Here is an 18586-nt window from a genome sequence, read left to right on the forward strand (position 1 = left end):
ACGTTGGGGCGAGACCTTTGCTTCCTTTGGGCTGGGCCGGCACTCCGGCGTTTGCCAAAGGGAGTCGGCCGCCAGGCCGAAACAAAGGCAGCAGCCGCGCCCGCAGCAATGGATATGTACACAGCCTAAAAAGCTCGCGAGCAGGCTCGCCCCCACAAAAACAACGACAGGGAAATGCGATCAATCGGTATAACCGAATTTCGCCGCCCGACTCCGCTGCCCCTGCCCCCGCGTCGCCAGGCAGTAATACAGCGGACAAGTCACCACCAACCCCACCAGCCACGACAGATCAGCCCCCTCCACCAGATTGGCATACGGCCCGACATACAACGACGTGTTGGCAAACGGCAACTGCACAATGATGCCAATGAAATACGCCACAATCGCATGCAGATTGAACCGCCCGTAAATCCCGCCATCGGCGCGGAAGATCGAAGCGATGTCATAGCAGCCACGCTTGATCACATAGAAGTCGATCAGGTTGATCGAAGCCCACGGCACCAGCACCAGCAACAGCGCCAGAATCAACCCGATGAACTGCGAAATGAAATCCGCCGACGCACCCAGCGCCACCACACAGCAACCCACCAGCACCACCGTCGACAACACCACACGCACCTTGATGCTCGGCGTCCACTGGCTGGCAAACGTCTGGATCGAAGTGATGATCGACAGCACCGCGCCATACAGATTCAGGGCGTTGTGGCTGATGATGTTGAGCAGGAACAGCACCATCAGAATCGGCCCCAGCCAACCGGTGGACTGCTTGACCGCCGCCATCGCTTCAGTGCCCTCCGGAGTCGCCAGCACGGCTACCGCACCGAAAGTGAACGACAGAATCGTGCCCAGGGTCGCGCCCAGGTAGGTGGCGAAAAACGGACGGCTGATGCCGATATCCGCCGGCAGGTAGCGCGAATAGTCCGACACGTAAGGCGAGAAGCTGATCTGCCAGATGATCCCCAGCGATACCGTCGCCAGCCAGCCGGACAGGTTGAAGCCACCGCGGGTGAAGAAGTCCGCCGGCAGGTCATGGGCGAAGATGTAGAGGAAGCCGGCGAGCAGCGCGCTGCCCATGACCCAGGTGCCGATACGGTTCAGGGTATGGATGAAGCGATAGCCGATCACCCCGATCGCCGTGGCGCTGAGCGCACCGATCAGAATGCTGGCCGGCACCGGTACCGAAGGCACGATGCCGACGATCGACTTGCCCGCGAGCACGATGTTGGAAATGAAGAAGCCGATGTAGATCAATGCGGCAAAGAACACGATCAGCAGCGCGCCGTAACGCCCGAACTGACCCCGGCTCTGGACCATTTGCGGGATGCCCATGCGCGGCCCCTGGGCCGAGGCGAGCGCAATCACCAGGCCACCGACCATATGCCCCAGGGCAATCGCCAGCAGACCCCAGAACAGATTGAGGTGGAACACCTGAACCACCATCGCGCCGGTCACGATCGGCAGCGGCGCAATGTTGGTGCTGAACCATAGAGTGAAGAGATCGCGGGCCTTCCCATGGCGCTCTGCGAGAGGAACGTAGTCGACCGTGTGGTTCTCGATCAACGGATCTTGCCGGGACATCTGGGACATAGGGTATGAACTCGAGTTTGTCTGTTCTTATCTTTGTAAAAGCCAAACCGGGGACGCTCTTTGGCGCCCCTCAGATGCGGACCATATTATGGTATTCCAACATTTTCACAAGACTGATCCGGTCCTGAAAATCGCATCTGATCCGCTTTCCTGCGGTATTTCGATGCACTCACCTACGCGAAAAGCCCCGTAATCATTGAGCCTGAGTGATGCCATGCGCGTTTGTCGGCACGCAATGAAAGTTCTTGCAAACTTGGTATTACGGTATACCATCAGACCTACAAACACATAAAAACCGCGTCACACCACCCGAGGACCGTCCAATGATCGATGCCGCCATCTACAAACAAGTCATGGGTTCGTTCCCCTCCGGCGTGACCGTTATCACCACCCTCGATGACGACGGGCAGATCGTCGGCCTGACCGCCAGCGCCTTCAGCTCGCTGTCCATGGACCCTGCCCTGGTGCTGTTCTGCCCCAATTACAGCTCCGACTCCTATCCTGTGTTGATCAAAAACAAGCGCTTCGCCATTCACGTGTTGTCCGGTGGCCAACAGAGCGAAGCCTACGCCTTCGCCCGCAAAGGCAAGGACAAGGCCCAAGGCATCGAGTGGACCCTGAGCGAACTGGGCAACCCGATTCTGGCCAACGCCACGGCGGTCATCGAATGCGAGCTGTGGCGCGAATATGAAGGCGGCGACCACGCGATCATGGTCGGCGCGGTAAAGAACCTGATCGTGCCTTCGCACGACGCCGGCCCGCTGGTGTATTGCCACGGGAAGATGGGTGCGTTGCCCGTTCTGGCCTGAGCCACCTCCCACAGGTTAAAAGAATTTGCAGCCATTTCGTATTATGGTATACCAACAAACATCAGCCCCGCAGTCGACGGGTCGACCACAAGAGATTCGAGGTAGCGTCATGAAATTTTCCCTGTTCGTACACATGGAACGTTGGGACGAAAGCGTCAGTCACCGTCAGTTGTTCGAAGACCTGACCGAACTGACCCTGATGGCCGAAGCCGGTGGTTTCAACACCGTATGGATCGGCGAACACCACGCCATGGAATACACCATCTCGCCGAGCCCGATGCCGCTGCTGGCGTACCTCGCCGCCAAGACCACCACCATTCACCTGGGCGCCGGCACCATCATCGCGCCGTTCTGGCACCCGTTGCGGGTCGCCGGTGAATGCGCCCTGCTCGACGTGATCAGCAACGGTCGCATGGAAGTCGGCCTGGCGCGTGGCGCTTATCAGGTGGAATTCGACCGCATGGCCGGCGGCATGCCAGCTTCCAGCGGCGGCCAGGCCCTGCGGGAAATGGTTCCGGTGGTTCGCGCGCTGTGGAAAGGCGACTACGCCCACGACGGCGACATCTGGAAATTCCCGACCTCCACCAGCGTGCCCAAGCCGATCCAGCAGCCGAACCCGCCGATGTGGATCGCCGCCCGCGATCCGGACTCGCACAACTTTGCCGTCGCCAACGGCTGCAACGTGATGGTCACGCCGCTGATGAAAGGCGACGAAGAAGTCCTCGACCTGAAGAACAAGTTCCAGGCCGCACTGGACAACAACCCGGACGTGCCGCGCCCGCAACTGATGGTGCTGCGTCACACCCACGTGCACACCGCCGACGACCCGGAAGGCTGGAAAGTCGGCGCCAAGGCCATCTCGAAGTTCTACCGCACCTTCGACGCCTGGTTCGGCAACAAGCAGACCCCGGTCAACGGTTTCCTGGCGCCAAGCCCGGAAGAGAAGTTCGCCGGCCGCCCGGAATTCGAACTGGAAAGCCTGCACAAGACCGCCATGATCGGCACCCCGGAAGAAATCATTCCGCGCATCAAGTACTACCAGGAACTGGGCGTCGACGAATTCAGCTTCTGGTGCGACAACAGCCTGCCCCACGCGGAAAAGAAAAAGTCGCTGGAGCTGTTCATCAAGCACGTGGTGCCGGCGTTTCGCTGAGTGCCCCGCTGTCTGATCTGCTCTGAAATGTGGGAGCGAGCCTGCTCGCGATGAGCGTCAACGATAACGCGGTCCATCTGGATGACCGCGTTGTCCGGGCGTTTATCGCGAGCAGGCTCGCTCCCGCAGTTGTTTCCCACAGGTGTTTGAATCGCGACATGCCGTCCTGCTTTGTATCGCAATGTATCTAAACTTCCCCGCGATACAAAACGCTTCACCCGCGCGCATTTCTGAAATAGCCCGGATACCTCCCTGCCCTTAAATGTGAACCACGGCCTCCACCGCCTGGCCACCACTGAATAAGGAGCTCCACCATGAACGTGCATTTTTCGAAAACCAACACCGACAAAAATCGCCGCCATCTGGTGGGTTCCACTGTTCTTGCCCTGACCCTGGGCGTCCTGGGCGCCATCAATGCCCAGGCGAGCACCACGCCAACCACCACGCCTGCCGCCGCTTCCGTCAACGCCGATACCCCCGTCGGCCCGCTCAAGCATGTCAACGCCGGCCTGCTGAACGTGGCTTACGCCGAAGCCGGTCCGGCCGATGGTCCGGTGGTGATCCTGCTGCACGGCTGGCCATACGACATTCACAGCTACGACGAAGTCGCCCCGCTGCTGGCCGCCAAGGGCTACCGCGTGCTGATGCCTTACGCCCGGGGTTATGGCGAGACCCAATTCCTGTCCGACAAAACCCTGCGCAACGGCCAGCCTGCTGCGCTGGCCAGTGACGTGATCGATTTCATGGACGCGCTGAACATCAAGCAGGCGGTGCTCGGTGGCTACGACTGGGGCGCGCGTTCGGCGGATATCGTCTCGGCGCTGTGGCCTGAGCGGGTCAAGGCGCTGGTGTCGGTCAGCGGTTACCTGATCGGCAACCAGGCTGCCGGCAAGAACCCGCTGCCGCCCAAGGCTGAACTGCAGTGGTGGTATCAGTTCTACTTCGCCACCGACCGCGGCCGCGATGGCTACCAGAAAAACACCCACGACTTCGCCAAGTTGATCTGGCAGCTGGCGTCGCCGCAGTGGAAGTTCGATGACGCCACCTACGACCGCAGCGCCGCCGCCCTGAACAACCCGGATCACGTCGCCATCACGGTCTACAACTACCGCTGGCGCCTGGGCCTGGAAACCGGCGAAAGCAAGTACGACGCCCTGGAGCAGAAGCTGGCCAAGGCCCCGTCCATCAGCGTGCCGACCATCACCATGGAAGGCGACGCCAACGGCGCGCCGCACCCCAAAGCCGAGGACTATCGCCAGCGCTTCACCGGCAAATACGAGTACCGGCTGATCTCCGGCGGCATCGGCCACAACCTGCCGCAGGAAGACCCGCAGGCCTTTGCAAAGGCGATCATTGACGCTGATGGCTTGTAAGAGAGCTTCAAGCGGCAAGCTACAAGCTGCAAGTTGAACACGTCGCTTTTCAGCTTGTGGCTTGTCGCTTGTGGCTTGTGGCTTGTGGCTGCCGCCATGTCTTCTGTAAAAATGAACGATTGTTTCTTAATTATTCAGTTTTCGAAACACCCGCCCAGGGCTAACTTGATCGCAAGTCCGGCAAGCGCCGTTGGCCGGTTAACCTTCCAGGAGCCGGGCTTGCCCGCGAAGAGGTCGGGACATCCAACATCAATGTTGGCTGATCCGACGCCTTCGCGGGCAAGCCCAGCTCCTACAATGGATAGGGGTGTGCAATCTTTTTTCGCCAATCCTGCCCATTGATTTCTTGCGATCCGAGGTAAGTCCCATGTCTGAACAAAAACTGGCTGTGCACGCGCCTTACAACGGCGCCCTACTCGGTCATGTCGTCGCCGCCAGCGCGGCCGATGTCGAGCAGGCGCTGAGCGTCGCCCACGGCCTGTATCGCGATCGCAGCCAATGGCTGAGCAAGCCTCGGCGCATCGAAATCCTGCACCGTGCGGCCCAGTTGGTCACCGAACGCAAGGTCGAGATCGCCACCCAGGCGGCCAGCGAAGGCGGCAAGCCGTTGAAGGATTCTCTGGCTGAGGTGGAGCGCGGTATCGACGGCATCCTCAACAGCATCGAGGTGCTGCGCACCGAGGGCGGCCATGTGATTCCGATGGGCGTAAACGCCGCGTCGGCCAACCGTGTGGCCTTCACCCAATTCGAGCCGATTGGCGTGGTGGCGGCTGTTTCCGCCTTCAACCACCCGTTCAACCTGATCGTGCACCAGGTGATCCCGGCCATCGCCGTCGGCGCGCCGGTGATCGTCAAGCCGGCGGGCAACACCCCGCTCAGTTGCCGCACCCTGATCGATATCCTGACCGAAGCCGGCCTGCCGCAAGGCTGGGCGCAGATGCTGCTGCCGGCAGACAACACCATCACTGGCAAGCTGGTGTCCGACCCGCGGGTAGGTTTCTTCAGCTTCATCGGTTCGGCGAAAGTGGGCTGGATGCTGCGTTCGACCCTGGCCCCGGGTGCCCGTTGCGCCCTGGAACACGGTGGTGTGGCACCAGTGATGCTGGCGGCCGATGCCGATCTGGACGACTCGCTGCCGCGCATCGCCCGTGGCGCCTTCTTCCATGCCGGCCAGGTTTGCGTCAGCGTGCAGCGAGTGTTCTGTCACCGCAGCATCGCCGAACAGGTGGCCGAGCGTCTGGGCCAACTGGGCGATGCCATGGTGGTCGGCGATCCGACCGATGCCCGTACCGATGTCGGCCCGCTGATCACCGAGCGTGAAGTCGCTCGCGTCAGCCAATGGGTGGACGAAGCCGTCGCCGGCGGCGCGCGCCTGATCTCCGGTGGCCGTGCGCTGGGCAACAATTGCTACGCGCCGACTGTACTGCTCAACCCGTCCATCGACGCCAATGTGATGCAGAAGGAAGTGTTCGGTCCGGTGGTCGCGGTGTATGCCTACGACGATTTGTCGGAGGCGATCGGGCTGGCCAACTCGCTGCCTGATTCGTTCCAGGCTGCGGTCTTCACCCAGAACCTGGACACCGCCATGCAGTGCTACCAGGACCTGGACGCCACCGCCGTGATGATCAACGAAAGCACCACCTTCCGCGTCGACTGGATGCCCTTCGCCGGTGCCCGCCAGTCCGGCCACGGCGTGGGCGGCATCCCTCACACCATGAAGGAAATGCAGACCGAGAAAATGATGGTCTGGCGCTCAAGGGCCGTGCGCGGCTGATCCGTGGTCCACCCTGTAATGGGGGGACTACACAAATCCTTTGTGGGAGCGGGCTTGCCCGCGAAGGGGCCGGAACATTCAACGTGGATGTTGACTGATCTGACGCCTTCGCGGGCAAGCCCGCTCCCACAGGGTCCTCTGTCGACTCAAAAATCTGTGACCGACACAAATCCCTGTGGGAGCGGGCTTGCCCGCGAAGGCGTCAGGTCAGTCAACATTGCTTTGACTGATGCACCGCATTCGCGAGCAAGCTTCGCTCCTACAGGGGCGTACGAACGCCGGTACATGAGTTATTTGATGACGGCTTTCAGCTGGTTGAGCAATTCGGCGGATTTGTCTTCATCGGACGCTTTCTTGTCGAACCAGCTGGTGCCCTTCTCCAGGATCTCGGCAAGGATCGGGAAATACAGCTGTTTCTTCTTCGCCAGTTCCACCGGGTCGGCGGCGGTGGCCTGGTCGAGGGCGTTCTGGATGGTCGCGCGCTGGGTCAGCCATTGCGGGGTGGATTTCTCTTCCGGGCTCATGTTGTCGAGGAAGTTCAGCGCCGCCTTGGCCCGACCGACCGGGTCGTTGGCGAACGGGTCGCGCCAGTTCTTCTTCTGATCTTCGGGGCCCACGTAATAGCCGGTGGCGAGTTGTGCCTGCTGGCGCATCAGCTCCTGCGCAGAAGCCATTTCTTCCTGGGTGAACTGACCGCCTTCGTTGGTGGCCACGGCGTACAGCGAGCGCCGGTCCAGATCGCCCATCAGCGAATTGCGATCGGTCATGCTGTTGTCGTAGGGCTTGCCGCTGTCCTTCATCAGCGCGTACTTCTCGTCCATGCGCTTGCGGGCATCGAGGGCGACGTCGGCGAAGGTCTTGTCCTTGGAGCTGGAAATCGCCCCGGGCTTGGCGGCGCCGAGGATCAGCGCATCGGCATTCATCCCCTCGCGCACCGGAAAGTACGGCGCATTGCTGGCGATGGCCGCGCTGTAGTCGGTGGCGGTGCCGGAGAAACTCACCGAATCGTCATTCTGCGTCGCGTTCGCCGTCTGGCTGGCACCGTTGCCCTGGGCATTGGAGGTCTTGCCGCTGGCGGCGGAGGAATAGGCGGCGATCAAGGCGCTGGATGAGGATGACGATGAGTTGACGTACATGGTTCTTCCTTGTGGTCGATGGGCAACACAAAACCTGTGGGAGCGGGCTTGCTCGCCCCCTCAGGTTATCGGCCGCACGCTACATTGGCATAAATCAAATTGCCAGCGGCCAGCATCATCCCTCAAATCCCGGCGTAGCGCGTCTATACCAAAGCGTTAACCCCAGACACCCATGTCTGATATTCAGCCCCCCGCCTTTACCCCTAAATTTTCCCCAGCCGCCGAACGCATGGCCACGAGCCTTGCCAGCGCTCCCTCCAGAACCGAATGGGTATTGAAAAATGACTGATGAGACCAGCGGAACCTCCCGTCGTGGCCTGATTACAACCGGTGCCATGGCCGCCGCCCTGGCCGTGGCGGTGCCGGCGCTTGCCGCGCAGCAGGCGCCGGCCGCCGCCAGCACAACCGGCAACACCGGTGGCAAAGGCAGCACCAAGGGCTCGGGCACCTTCACAGTCAAGGACGGCACGCAGATTTTCTACAAGGACTGGGGCAACGGACAGCCCATCGTGTTCCACCACGGCTGGCCGCTTTCCAGCGACGACTGGGATGCGCAGATGCTGTTCTTCCTCGGCAAAGGCTTCCGTGTCATCGCCCACGATCGCCGTGGTCATGGCCGCTCGACCCAGACCGATACCGGCAACGAGATGGACACCTACGCCGCCGACGTTGCCGAGCTGATGGCGCACCTGAACATCACCAACGCCATCCATATCGGTCACTCCACCGGTGGCGGTGAAGTGGCGCGCTACGTCGCCCGTCACGGCCGTGGCCGCGTGGCCAAGGCGGTGCTGATCGGCGCCGTGCCACCGATCATGCTGCGCACCGCGAAGAACCCCGGCGGCCTGCCCATGGACGTTTTCGACGGCTTGCGCAAAGCCGTGGCCGACAACCGCGCGCAGTTCTATCGCGACTTCCCCACCGGTCCGTTCTACGGCTTCAACCGTCCGGGCGCGAAAGTCTCGCAACCCGTCATCGACAACTGGTGGCGCCAGGGCATGAACGGCGGGATCAAGGCGCAGTACGACTGCATCAAGGCCTTCTCGGAAACCGACTTCACCGATGACCTGAAAACCATCGAAGTGCCGACCCTGGTCCTGCACGGTGAAGACGACCAGATCGTACCGATCGCCGATTCCGCGCAACTGACCATCAAACTGCTCAAGCGCGGTACCCTGAAAACCTACCCGGGCCTGCCCCACGGCATGTGCACCACTCACACCGAGGTGATCAACCAGGACCTGCTGGCGTTCATCAAGGGCTGATGTGCGGCGCTCTGGGCCAAAGCCACGAACCTTGGGCCAGAGCGCCTCCCGGCCTACTCAAATAAAAGCGATTCGCATGATGCAAATCTGGATCTAGAATCGATACACGCAGGCTCATCGACCGAGCTGCCGGTACCCATCCAGTGTGTCTTGCCTCAAGCAGGCGCGAGAAGCTCAAGGAGCGAACGAAAACCCTTCACGCGACTGTTCGAACCGACGATTGAAGAAAAAGAAGCGACTGGATCCTTCAAGGGTCCTTGCCAGCCACCAACGGACACTCGCCATGGACATAGCGCCACGATTCATCATCCATGAAACCGATCATTGGATACTCAACCACCACATGTCCTCGAAGCTGCCCGGCTACCTGGTGTTCGGGACACGGCATCCTGTGCGTTCATTGTCCGACTTGCCGGAAGAAGCGCTGATCGAAATGGGCCCGCTGCTGGCCCGCGTGCAGAAAATCCTGCAAACCGAGCTCAAACCCAAATGGCTCTACATCAGCCGTTTCGGCCACGACCCGCGCTTCCCCATCCACTTTCACTACATCCCGGTCTATAGCTGGGTCGAAGAGCTGTTCGGCAAGGACGAGCGCTATCGCGTGCTGAAGAATTTCGGCGTGGGGGCCGATGCGCATACCTCGACCGATGGCGCGGAAATGACCTTGTTCGTCTGGCGTGAATTCGGCGAAAGCCTTGAGCCCCCAAGCATTCAGGGGCCTTCGATCGAGCAGACCATCGAGCGCCTGCGGCTGGCCTTCGCCAGTCCGCTGCCCTTTCATCCGGCGGAACGGCAGGCGGTTATCGAGCCGCTGCGCCAAGGAACTCACTGACCGCCGCGAGCACCCTGTCCGGGGCCTCGCGGTGCGGCACGTGATGACAATCGTCCACAATCAGATACTCGCCCGTGCCAGTCGACAGCCGGGCGATGCGCTTGGGATGCAGGTCCGATCCGTATTCATCGTACTGACCATGAATGGCCAGCGACGGGCAGTTGATGGTCTCGACCGTATTTTCGATCGTCCAGTCGCTGAATGCCGGGGATAGCCAGGTCTCTGTCCAGGCGGCCAACACCCAGGGCGCTTTCGCGCCGTGGTACTTCTCCAGCCTGCCCATCTGCCCCGGCTGTGCGAACTGCTCCTTGGCCACTCGAATGCCTTCCAGGGTGCGATCCTCGACGAACGCCTGCGCCGACACGGTGATCAGGGCCGAGCAGTGCTGCCCGTACAGGGACGCGCACACCGCCGCCATCGCCCCGCCAACGCTGTGCCCGAAAGCGATGAAATCCTCGATCCCCAACGCAGCCTTCAAATGCCCGAAAAACCCTGCGGCTTCATCGCGGATGAAGTGCAGAGGCAGCGTGCCGGGATACGCATCGGATTGGCCAAAACCGAGGCGGTCATAGGCAATCACTTCGTGCCCGGTCGCGCGGCACAGTTGTTCGGGGAAGTCGCGCCACAGGGCGACGCATCCCAGTGAGTCATGGAAAAGCACGATGGGCGGTTTCGCCCCATTGCCCACGCCCTCTTGCGCAAACCAGCGACTGGCAAACAGCCGACCGTGGGGCGTATCGATCCAGAGTGTTTCAGTACTGACGGACAAATGCATGCGGGGCCTCGTGGAGCAGTGATCCCCGGACTGTAACAGCTTGTTGTACAACCGGCATTGCCCCATGAGGCCCTTGCCGTTAGCCAAAGCGCTCACTACAATTGCTAATAATTCTCACTTAGAAAAAGCATTGACGCGATGAGTGACCTTCAGTCTGCGGTTTATCAGCACCACGTTCGCTCGGTCGAAGCCCTGTATATCGGCCATCAAGGCTGGCTGTACGGGTGGCTTCAGCGCAAGCTCGGGAACCGCGTGGATGCCGCAGACCTGATGCACGACACCTTCACGCGCATCCTCGCCGGCAAGTCCCTGCCGGACCTTGCAGAGCCGCGGGCCTATCTGACCTGCGTGGCCAAGGGCATTCTCGTCAACTGGTATCAGCGTCAGGCGCTGGAACGCGCCTATCTGTCGGCGCTGGCGCAGATGCCCGAATCGCTGGCCCCCTCCCCCGAGCAACGCTTCCTGATTCTGGAAACCCTGCATGAAGTCGATGCGATGCTCGATTCGCTGCCGATCCTGGTCAAACGCGCGTTCCTGCTATCGCAGATCGGCGGGATGAAATACCACGACATCGCGGCGAAGCTGGATGTGTCGCTGATTACCGTCAAACGCTACATGAAACAGGCCTTCGTCCAGTGCCTGACGTTGATGCCTGCATGAACGGCCCCTCGAAGATCAACCCCGTCGCCCTGGAAGAAGCCGCCGAGTGGCTGATGCGCTTGAGCGAAGGCTCGCTGAGCGAGCGTGAACTGGTGCAATGGCAACAATGGCGAGCCAGCAATAAAGAATGCGAATTCGCCTGGCAGCGTGCGGAGAGCCTGATGGGCAAGCTGGGCGGATTGCCGGCGGAACTGGCGATACCGGCACTCGACCGGCCCGCCAACCCGCAACGCCGGGCGATGCTCGGGCGCCTGGCCGCATTGCTGGCGCTGGCTCCGGCAGGCTGGATCGGCTGGCAGCTGAACGAGCGCCTGGGCTGGACCGCCGACTATCACGCCGGGATTGGCGAACGTCGCGAGCTGACCCTCGCCGATGGCAGTCAGCTGACCCTCAATACCGATACCTCGGTCGACGTGAACTTCGATGCGCAACAGCGCCTGATCCGCGTGCGTCGCGGTGAAATCCTGGTGCAGACGGCGACGGATATTCAGGTGCCGGGCCGGCCGTTCCGGATTTCGACCGAACAGGGCTTGATGCAGGCGCTGGGCACCCGTTTCAGTGTTCGCGAAGACGAGGGTGTCACCCGATTGGCGGTGCTGGAGGGTCGGGTGCAGATCGAACTGTACAAACGCCCGCAGGCGACGCCGATGATCTTGAGTGCGGGACAGCAGACTTCATTTTCTGCCTCTGTCATCGGCCCGATAAAGCCCGCCGACAGCGCCCTGACCGCCTGGAGCGAAGGCATGCTGGTGGCCGACGGCATGCCGCTGGGTGAGTTTGCGAAAGAACTGGCGCGTTACCGCCATGGCCTGGTGCGCTGCGATCCGGCGGTGGCCAAAGTGCGGGTTTCCGGGGCGTTTCCGCTGGACGACAGCCGCCAGGCGTTGAACATGCTGGTGCAGACCTATCCGGTCAAAGTGAGCACGCATCTGGGCGGTTATTTGCTCACCATTTCCCCCGCCTGAACACCCCTGTAGGAGCGAGCTCCTACAGGTAAAAATATTTTTGCCGGGGGCTGATACTTTTTCCGCACTTGGCTGGCAAGGGAATAAACACCCCCTTTCCCTTGCCGACAGGACCACGACTCAAATGTCCGTTTTACGCGCTCCACGCTTCACGCCTCCCCTGCGCCACACCCTTTTCGGCCTGCTGATCGGCGGCGCCTGCGCCTCCGCGTGGGCGGCGCAACCGGCGGCCATCAGCGATGTCCGCAGCTATCAGATCCCGGCCGGCCAGCTGGGGCAGACCCTGTCGCGCTTCGCCGCCGACAGCCGCATCGCCCTGTCCTTCGACCCGGCCCTCACCGACGGCCTGCAAAGCCCGGGCCTGTCCGGCACCTATTCGCCACTCGAGGCGCTGAGCCGCCTGTTGAACGGCACCGGCCTGGACATGGTCCAGCGCAGCGATGCCAGCTACACCCTGGTGCGCTCGGCCAACAGCGGCGCGTTGCAACTGGGCGCGACATCGATCAACGCCCAACGGCTCGGCGTGACCACCGAAGGCACGCATTCCTACACCACCAACGAAGTGAGCATCGGCAAGGGCAACATCAAGCTCAAGGACATCCCGCAATCGGTGTCGGTGGTCACCCGCCAGCGCATGGACGACCAGAACATGAACAGCCTGCAGGACGCCATGCGCCAGGTGACCGGGGTGACGATCAAGACCTACAACTCCGGTTCCAGCCTCAACGATGTGTACATGCGCGGCTTCCTGGTCGATCAGGTGCAGGTCGACGGCGTCTCGCAACCCACCGGCCAGGGCGACATGGCCACCTCGTTCGACCTGGCGATGTACGACCGCATCGAAGTGCTGCGCGGCCCGTCCGGCCTGTATCAGGGTGCGGGCGAACCCGTCGGCACGATCAACGTGGTGCGCAAGCGCGCCCTTGGCCAATTCGCCATCGGCGGCGAGCTGGCGGCCGGCTCCTACGATCATTACCGTTCCTCGGTGGACGTCACCGGTGCGTTGAATGAACAGGGCAACGTGCGCGGACGTTTCATCACCGCCTATGAGAACAACAAATCCTTCGTCGACTACGCGCAGAACGAACGGCCAATGGTCTACGGTCGCCTGGAGTTCGACCTGGATCCGGCCACCACCCTGTCGGTCGGCGGCGCCTATCAGCAGAACCATTCCACCCCGGCCTTCGGCTTGCCGGCTTATGCCAGCGGCAAACTGCTGGACGTGCCGCGCTCGACCTTCGTCGATGCGAAGTGGAACGAACTGAACGAAAAAGTCTGGGAAACCTTCGCCGAAGTCGACCACGCCCTGGACAACGGCGGCCAGTTCAAGACCACCCTGACCTACCGCGACGCCGAAACCCCCAAGCGCAATTTCACCTGGGCCGACGGCGCGGTCGATCCGGACACCGGCGACAGCTGGGCCGTGGCCTACAACTACTACACCCACATCAAGACCATCGGCGCCGACAGCTTCGTCACCACCCCGTTCGAAGCCCTGGGCCGCACCCACGAATTCACCGTGGGCGCCGAATACCAGCATCTGGACAAGGACTTCACCTACGGTGGCGGCGACTACTTCCCGATCAATGTCTTTGATCCGGGCAGCATCGACATCCCGAAACAGGACTATGTGAAGGACAACGGCAACTGGTCCAAATCCGACCAGTACGGCCTCTACACCCGCGCCAAGCTTAACGTCACCGACTGGCTCGACGTGATCGGGGGCAGCCGCGTGACCTGGTACGAAAGCGAGGCGAAAAACGCCAACGCCTTCTTCAACAACTTCGGCAGCGCCAGCACCAGCATCAACCGCAAGGTCGTGCCTTACGGCGCGATCATCGGCAAACTCACGCCCGAGCTGTCGGCCTACGCCAGCTACACCGGCGTGTTCAAGCCGCAGAGCGAACTGGGCGCCGACAACACGCCGATCGGTCCGCGTGAGGGTGAGCAATACGAGATCGGTCTCAAGCGTGAATTCTTCGACGGACGCCTGAACGCCAGCATCGCGGTGTTCCGCATCTACGACGAAAACCGCGCCGAATACAACAACAGCATTGCCGCCTACATGTCCGAGGGCAAAGCCCGCAGCCAGGGCTGGGAAACCGAGCTGAGCGGCAACCTGACCGACAACTGGAGCATCATCACCGGTTACGCCTTCACGTCCACCAAGTACCTGAACGCCGAGGACGGCTCCGAAGGCAAGACCTTCAGCACCATCACACCCAAGCACAACTTCAACCTGTGGACCAAGTACGAATTCAGCGACGGCCCGCTCAAGGACTTCAACGTCGCCGGCGGTGTTCGCGCGGTCAGCGACACCTACTACCAGCGTGAAGTGAAATTCCAGCAAGGCGGCTATGCCATCGCCACCGCGCAGGTGGGCTACAAAATCAACGAAAACCTGTCGACCACCCTGACCGCCAACAACCTGTTCGACCGCAAGTACTACGACCGGGTGGATGCATCGTGGGGCACCAACTTCTACGGTGATCCGCGCACCGTGACGCTGGCGGTGCGGGCGCAGTACTGAGCCCACGGCCCCTGCAGCAGCTGTCGAGCTTGCGAGGCTGCGTCCGGCTGCAAAGCAGTCGTAAAACCTGTGTACCGGATCTCCCTGAAAGACCACGGTGCCCGAATTTACGACGGCTACGCAGCCGGACGCAGGCTGCGCCAGCGGCTACAGGTCCGGTGCACTGCACTCAAGTCGCCTTGCCCTCCCCAATCACATCATCCGCCCAACTGACCGCCGCCACGACCGTCGGAAACCCGATGGTGCTGGTAAGCGCAATCAACGCATGCCGAACCTGCTCCGGCGTCCCCCCTGCCTCCAGCGCCCGCCGCGCATGACTATGCACCGCCCCCTCCGAGCGAACCGCCGCCGCGGCCCCCAGCTGAATCAACTGCACCGACAACTCATCCAACGGCCCCGCCTGCCGAACCCTCGCCCCCAACGCCTCCACAGCATCCAGAAAATCCGGGTAGGTCCGTTTCAGGTTTTCATAGGTGGTGTGATCTCTCTTCTTCGCCATGTGAACTACTCCGCGAGCATGTAAACGCATTTCATTGTAGGAGTTGATGGACACAAAATCCGTGGACGCCCCCGAACCCCTGTAGGAGCTGTCGAGTGGAACGAGGCTGCGATCTTTCAGGATCAAAAGATCGCAGCCTTCGGCAGCTCCTGCATGGGACCGTGCTAACAGACAGGTCGAGTGTCTGCTCGCCTCGGCTGCTTTGGCTTTTGTTTTTGCTTTTGATCCACCCGCCCCTTCGGCAGGCTGAGCGGAGGCGATGCCCCCAATAGAACCGGTAAAGGGCGCATCAGCAAAAACTTGCAATAATTGACAGTAGGCTAAGCTATGTTCAGCCAATTGCTCACGATGCTCGCATCTGCAGGTTTGGGTTGTTTTCTGGAGAGCGTCTGCAACGGCTATTTCAGACAGGCCCCCACCCCCTTGCGCAGGACTTGCCTCGATGACCGAGCCCCTTCTCAGTTTCGACGAACTCAAGCGTGCCGCCGCCTCCGGCGAAATCGACACCGTGCTGGTGTGCATGGTCGACATGCAGGGCCGACTGGTCGGCAAGCGATTCCAGGTCGAATTCTTCATCGACTCGGGCCATGAAGAAACCCACTGCTGCAACTACCTGCTGGCCGACGACATCGACATGGAACCGGTACCCGGCTACGCCGCCGCCAGCTGGAGCAAAGGCTACGGCGACTTCGTCCTCAAACCCGACATGAGCACCCTGCGCAAGGTGCCCTGGCTGGAATGCACGGCCCTGGTGCTGTGCGACGTGCTCGATCACCACCATCGCCAGGACCTGCCCCACAGCCCGCGGGCGATCCTCAAAAGACAGGTCGAACGCCTGCGCGAACGCGGCTACAAGGGCATGTTCGCCTCGGAACTGGAGTTCTACCTGTTCGACGAAAGCTACGAAGCCATCCACAAGCGCAACTACTACAAGCCGAAAACCGCCGGCCATTACATCGAGGACTACAACATCCTGCAAACCACCCGCGAGGAACCGGTGATGCGGGCGATCCGCAAGCACCTGCAGGCCTGCGGGATTCCCGTGGAGAACTCCAAGGGCGAGTGGGGCCCGGGCCAGGAAGAGATCAACATCCGCTACGCCGACGCCATGACCATGGCCGACCATCACGTGCTCATCAAACACGCCTGCAAGGAGATCGCGCAGCTGCAAGGCAAGGCGATCACCTTCATGGCCAAATGGCGTTACGACGCCGCCGGCTCCAGCAGCCACATCCACAATTCGCTGTGGGACAAGAACGGCAAGAAGCCGCTGTTCTTCGATGCCAAGGCCGAGTTCGGCATGTCGAAACTGATGCGGTCCTGGGTGGCCGGACAACTCAAGTACGCCGACGACATCACCTGTTTCCTCGCGCCCTACATCAATTCCTACAAGCGCTTCCAGGCCGGCACCTTCGCCCCGACCCGGGCGGTCTGGAGCCGCGACAACCGCACCGCCGGCTTTCGCCTGTGCGCCGAAGAGAGCAAATCGATTCGCATCGAATGCCGCATCGGCGGCGCCGATCTCAACCCTTACCTGGCCTTCGCCGCGCTGATTGCCGCGGGGCTGGCGGGCATCGACGAGAAACTCAGCCTCGACCCGCCCTACGAAGGCGATGCCTACGCCAATGAAGAGCTGCCCGAAGTGTCCAAGACCCTGCGCGACGCCAGCGCCGCCTTGAAGGGCTCGGCCATGTTGCGCGAGGCCTTCGGCGATGAAGTGGTCGACCACTACGTGCACACCGCCGAATGGGAACAGAAAGAATACGACCGGCGGGTCACCGACTGGGAACTGCAGCGCGGCTTCGAGCGTTATTGATCACTCAGGGTTGGGCAATCATGACTGCAACGATTCAACTCATCTCGCCGGTCGATGGCCGGATCTATGCCGAGCGTCCGTATGCCGATGCCGTGCAGATCGAGCAGGCGCTGACGGCGGCCGCCAGCGCCCAGGCGCAATGGAAACTCAGGCCTTTGAGCGAACGCGCGGCCTATTGCAGCGCCGCGGTGGACGCGATGCTGGCGATGAAGGACGACATCGTCCCGGAGCTGGCCTGGCAGATGGGCCGTCCGGTGCGTTATGGCGCCGGTGAACTGCGCGGTTTCCAGGACCGCGCCCGGCACATGATCGCCCTCGCGCCGCAGGCCCTGGCAAACGTCGAGCCGACACCCATCGCCGGTTTCCGCCGGCATATCCAGCGCGATCCGCTGGGCACGGTGCTGGTGGTCGCGCCGTGGAATTACCCCTACCTCACGGCGGTCAATACAATCATTCCGGCGCTGATGGCGGGTAACAGCGTCATCCTCAAGCACGCCTCGCAAACCCTGCTGGTCGGTGAGCGTTTTGCCGAAGCCTTCCGCCGTGCGCGCCTGCCCGACGGGCTGTTCCAGAACCTGCTGCCGAGCCACGAGCAGACCGGCGCGATCATTGGCTCAGGTCGCGTGCATCAGGTGAACTTCACCGGTTCCGTGCCCGCAGGCAAAGCGATGGAAAGCGCCGCCACCGGCAGATTCCTCGGCCTGGGCCTGGAGCTCGGCGGCAAGGACCCGGCTTACGTGAGGGCCGACGCCAACCTCGAATACGCCGTGGAAAACCTGGTGGACGGCAGCTTCTTCAACTCCGGGCAAAGCTGCTGTGCCATCGAGCGGATCTACGTCGATCAGTCCCTCTACCCGCAATTCATCGAGCGCTTCGCCGCCCTCACCCGCCAGTACGTCGTGGGCAATCCGTTGGACGAAGCCACCACCCTCGGCCCGCTGATCAATCCCGGCGCGGCGGATTTCGTTCGCAGGCAGATCGCCGACGCACTGTCCCAGGGCGCCAGAGCACTGATCGAGCCCCAGGCCTTCGCCCCCGACGTCGCGGGCAGCGCCTACCTTGCGCCGCAGGTGCTGGTCAACGTTACCCATCAAATGTCGGTGATGCGCGATGAAAGCTTCGGCCCGGTCGTCGGCATCATGCCGGTGTCCGGCGATGACGAGGCGGTCGCCTTGATGAACGACAGCGAATTCGGTCTCAGCGCCTCGATCTGGACCTCGGACCTCGCCGCCGCCGAACGCCTGGGCAACCGGATCGACACCGGCACCCTGTTCATGAACCGCTGCGACTACCTGGACCCGGCCCTGGCCTGGACCGGGGTGAAGAACAGCGGGCGCGGCGTGACCCTGTCGAGCCTGGGCTATGAACACCTGACCCGCGCCAAATCCTTCCATCTGCGCCACGAGATCTGA

At 61.8% G+C, this 18586-nt stretch carries 15 protein-coding genes; 11 read left to right on the top strand and 4 right to left on the bottom strand.

The window, feature by feature from the left end:
• Positions 1 to 180: 180 nt before the first annotated feature.
• On the bottom strand, positions 181 to 1587 hold the full coding sequence (locus HNO86_RS21125) for a cytosine permease (protein ID WP_175378865.1): 1407 nt from the start codon (positions 1585 to 1587) through the stop codon (positions 181 to 183).
• Between the two features lie 323 nt (positions 1588 to 1910).
• Between HNO86_RS21125 and HNO86_RS21130 the strand changes: the two genes are divergently transcribed.
• The 4 genes from HNO86_RS21130 (at position 1911) to HNO86_RS21145 (ending at position 6696) form a co-directional block, all read left to right on the top strand.
• A complete protein-coding gene (locus tag HNO86_RS21130; RefSeq protein ID WP_175378866.1) occupies positions 1911 to 2396 on the top strand; it encodes a flavin reductase family protein in 486 nt (161 codons plus the stop codon).
• Positions 2397 to 2505: 109 nt separating this feature from the next.
• Entirely contained in the window at positions 2506 to 3549 is a 1044-nt protein-coding gene (locus HNO86_RS21135; protein WP_175378867.1) for an LLM class flavin-dependent oxidoreductase, read from the top strand.
• Between the two features lie 314 nt (positions 3550 to 3863).
• The gene (locus HNO86_RS21140; RefSeq protein ID WP_175378868.1) at positions 3864 to 4922 is read left to right on the top strand and encodes an alpha/beta fold hydrolase; all 1059 of its coding nucleotides are present in this window, start codon (positions 3864 to 3866) and stop codon (positions 4920 to 4922) included.
• Between the two features lie 367 nt (positions 4923 to 5289).
• Positions 5290 to 6696 carry an aldehyde dehydrogenase family protein gene (locus HNO86_RS21145; protein WP_175378869.1) on the top strand — a complete coding sequence of 469 codons (1407 nt, stop codon included), beginning with the start codon at positions 5290 to 5292 and terminating at the stop codon, positions 6694 to 6696.
• A gap of 290 nt (positions 6697 to 6986) precedes the next feature.
• Here HNO86_RS21145 and HNO86_RS21150 read toward each other — a convergent pair whose 3' ends face one another.
• The gene (locus tag HNO86_RS21150; protein WP_175378870.1) at positions 6987 to 7832 is read right to left on the bottom strand and encodes a hypothetical protein; all 846 of its coding nucleotides are present in this window, start codon (positions 7830 to 7832) and stop codon (positions 6987 to 6989) included.
• A gap of 281 nt (positions 7833 to 8113) precedes the next feature.
• Here HNO86_RS21150 and HNO86_RS21155 point away from each other — a divergent pair, with 281 nt between their 5' ends.
• Positions 8114 to 9097: an alpha/beta fold hydrolase gene (locus HNO86_RS21155; protein ID WP_175378871.1), complete on the top strand. Its 984-nt coding sequence runs from the start codon at positions 8114 to 8116 to the stop codon at positions 9095 to 9097.
• A gap of 283 nt (positions 9098 to 9380) precedes the next feature.
• A complete protein-coding gene (locus HNO86_RS21160) occupies positions 9381 to 9929 on the top strand; it encodes an HIT family protein (protein ID WP_256672705.1) in 549 nt (182 codons plus the stop codon).
• Here HNO86_RS21160 and HNO86_RS21165 read toward each other — a convergent pair.
• A complete protein-coding gene (locus HNO86_RS21165; RefSeq protein ID WP_175378872.1) occupies positions 9898 to 10704 on the bottom strand; it encodes an alpha/beta fold hydrolase in 807 nt (268 codons plus the stop codon). The two genes, HNO86_RS21160 and HNO86_RS21165, sit on opposite strands and share 32 nt — an antisense overlap.
• Positions 10705 to 10842: 138 nt before the next feature.
• Between HNO86_RS21165 and HNO86_RS21170 the strand changes: the two genes are divergently transcribed.
• The 3 genes from HNO86_RS21170 (at position 10843) to HNO86_RS21180 (ending at position 14859) form a co-directional block, all read left to right on the top strand.
• Entirely contained in the window at positions 10843 to 11364 is a 522-nt protein-coding gene (locus HNO86_RS21170; protein ID WP_175378873.1) for a sigma-70 family RNA polymerase sigma factor, read from the top strand.
• Positions 11361 to 12329, top strand: a complete 969-nt coding sequence (locus tag HNO86_RS21175) for a FecR domain-containing protein (RefSeq protein ID WP_175378874.1) — start codon at positions 11361 to 11363, stop codon at positions 12327 to 12329. Before HNO86_RS21170 ends, HNO86_RS21175 begins: the two co-directional genes overlap by 4 nt.
• 124 nt (positions 12330 to 12453) lie before the next feature.
• Complete coding sequence (locus HNO86_RS21180; RefSeq protein WP_175378875.1) at positions 12454 to 14859, top strand: TonB-dependent siderophore receptor; 2406 nt, start codon at positions 12454 to 12456, stop codon at positions 14857 to 14859.
• Positions 14860 to 15028: 169 nt separating this feature from the next.
• Here the strand turns inward: HNO86_RS21180 and HNO86_RS30310 are convergent, their stop codons facing one another.
• Positions 15029 to 15697, bottom strand: a complete 669-nt coding sequence (locus tag HNO86_RS30310) for a carboxymuconolactone decarboxylase family protein (RefSeq protein WP_256672706.1) — start codon at positions 15695 to 15697, stop codon at positions 15029 to 15031.
• Between the two features lie 103 nt (positions 15698 to 15800).
• Here HNO86_RS30310 and HNO86_RS21190 point away from each other — a divergent pair, with 103 nt between their 5' ends.
• Both HNO86_RS21190 and HNO86_RS21195 read left to right on the top strand, forming a co-directional pair.
• Positions 15801 to 17174: a glutamine synthetase family protein gene (locus HNO86_RS21190; protein ID WP_175378876.1), complete on the top strand. Its 1374-nt coding sequence runs from the start codon at positions 15801 to 15803 to the stop codon at positions 17172 to 17174.
• Between the two features lie 20 nt (positions 17175 to 17194).
• Positions 17195 to 18586, top strand: coding sequence for an aldehyde dehydrogenase family protein (locus tag HNO86_RS21195; protein WP_175378877.1), 1392 nt, complete (start codon positions 17195 to 17197; stop codon positions 18584 to 18586).

It is taken from the genome of Pseudomonas sp. C1C7, assembly GCF_013359595.1.
Classification (GTDB): domain Bacteria; phylum Pseudomonadota; class Gammaproteobacteria; order Pseudomonadales; family Pseudomonadaceae; genus Aquipseudomonas.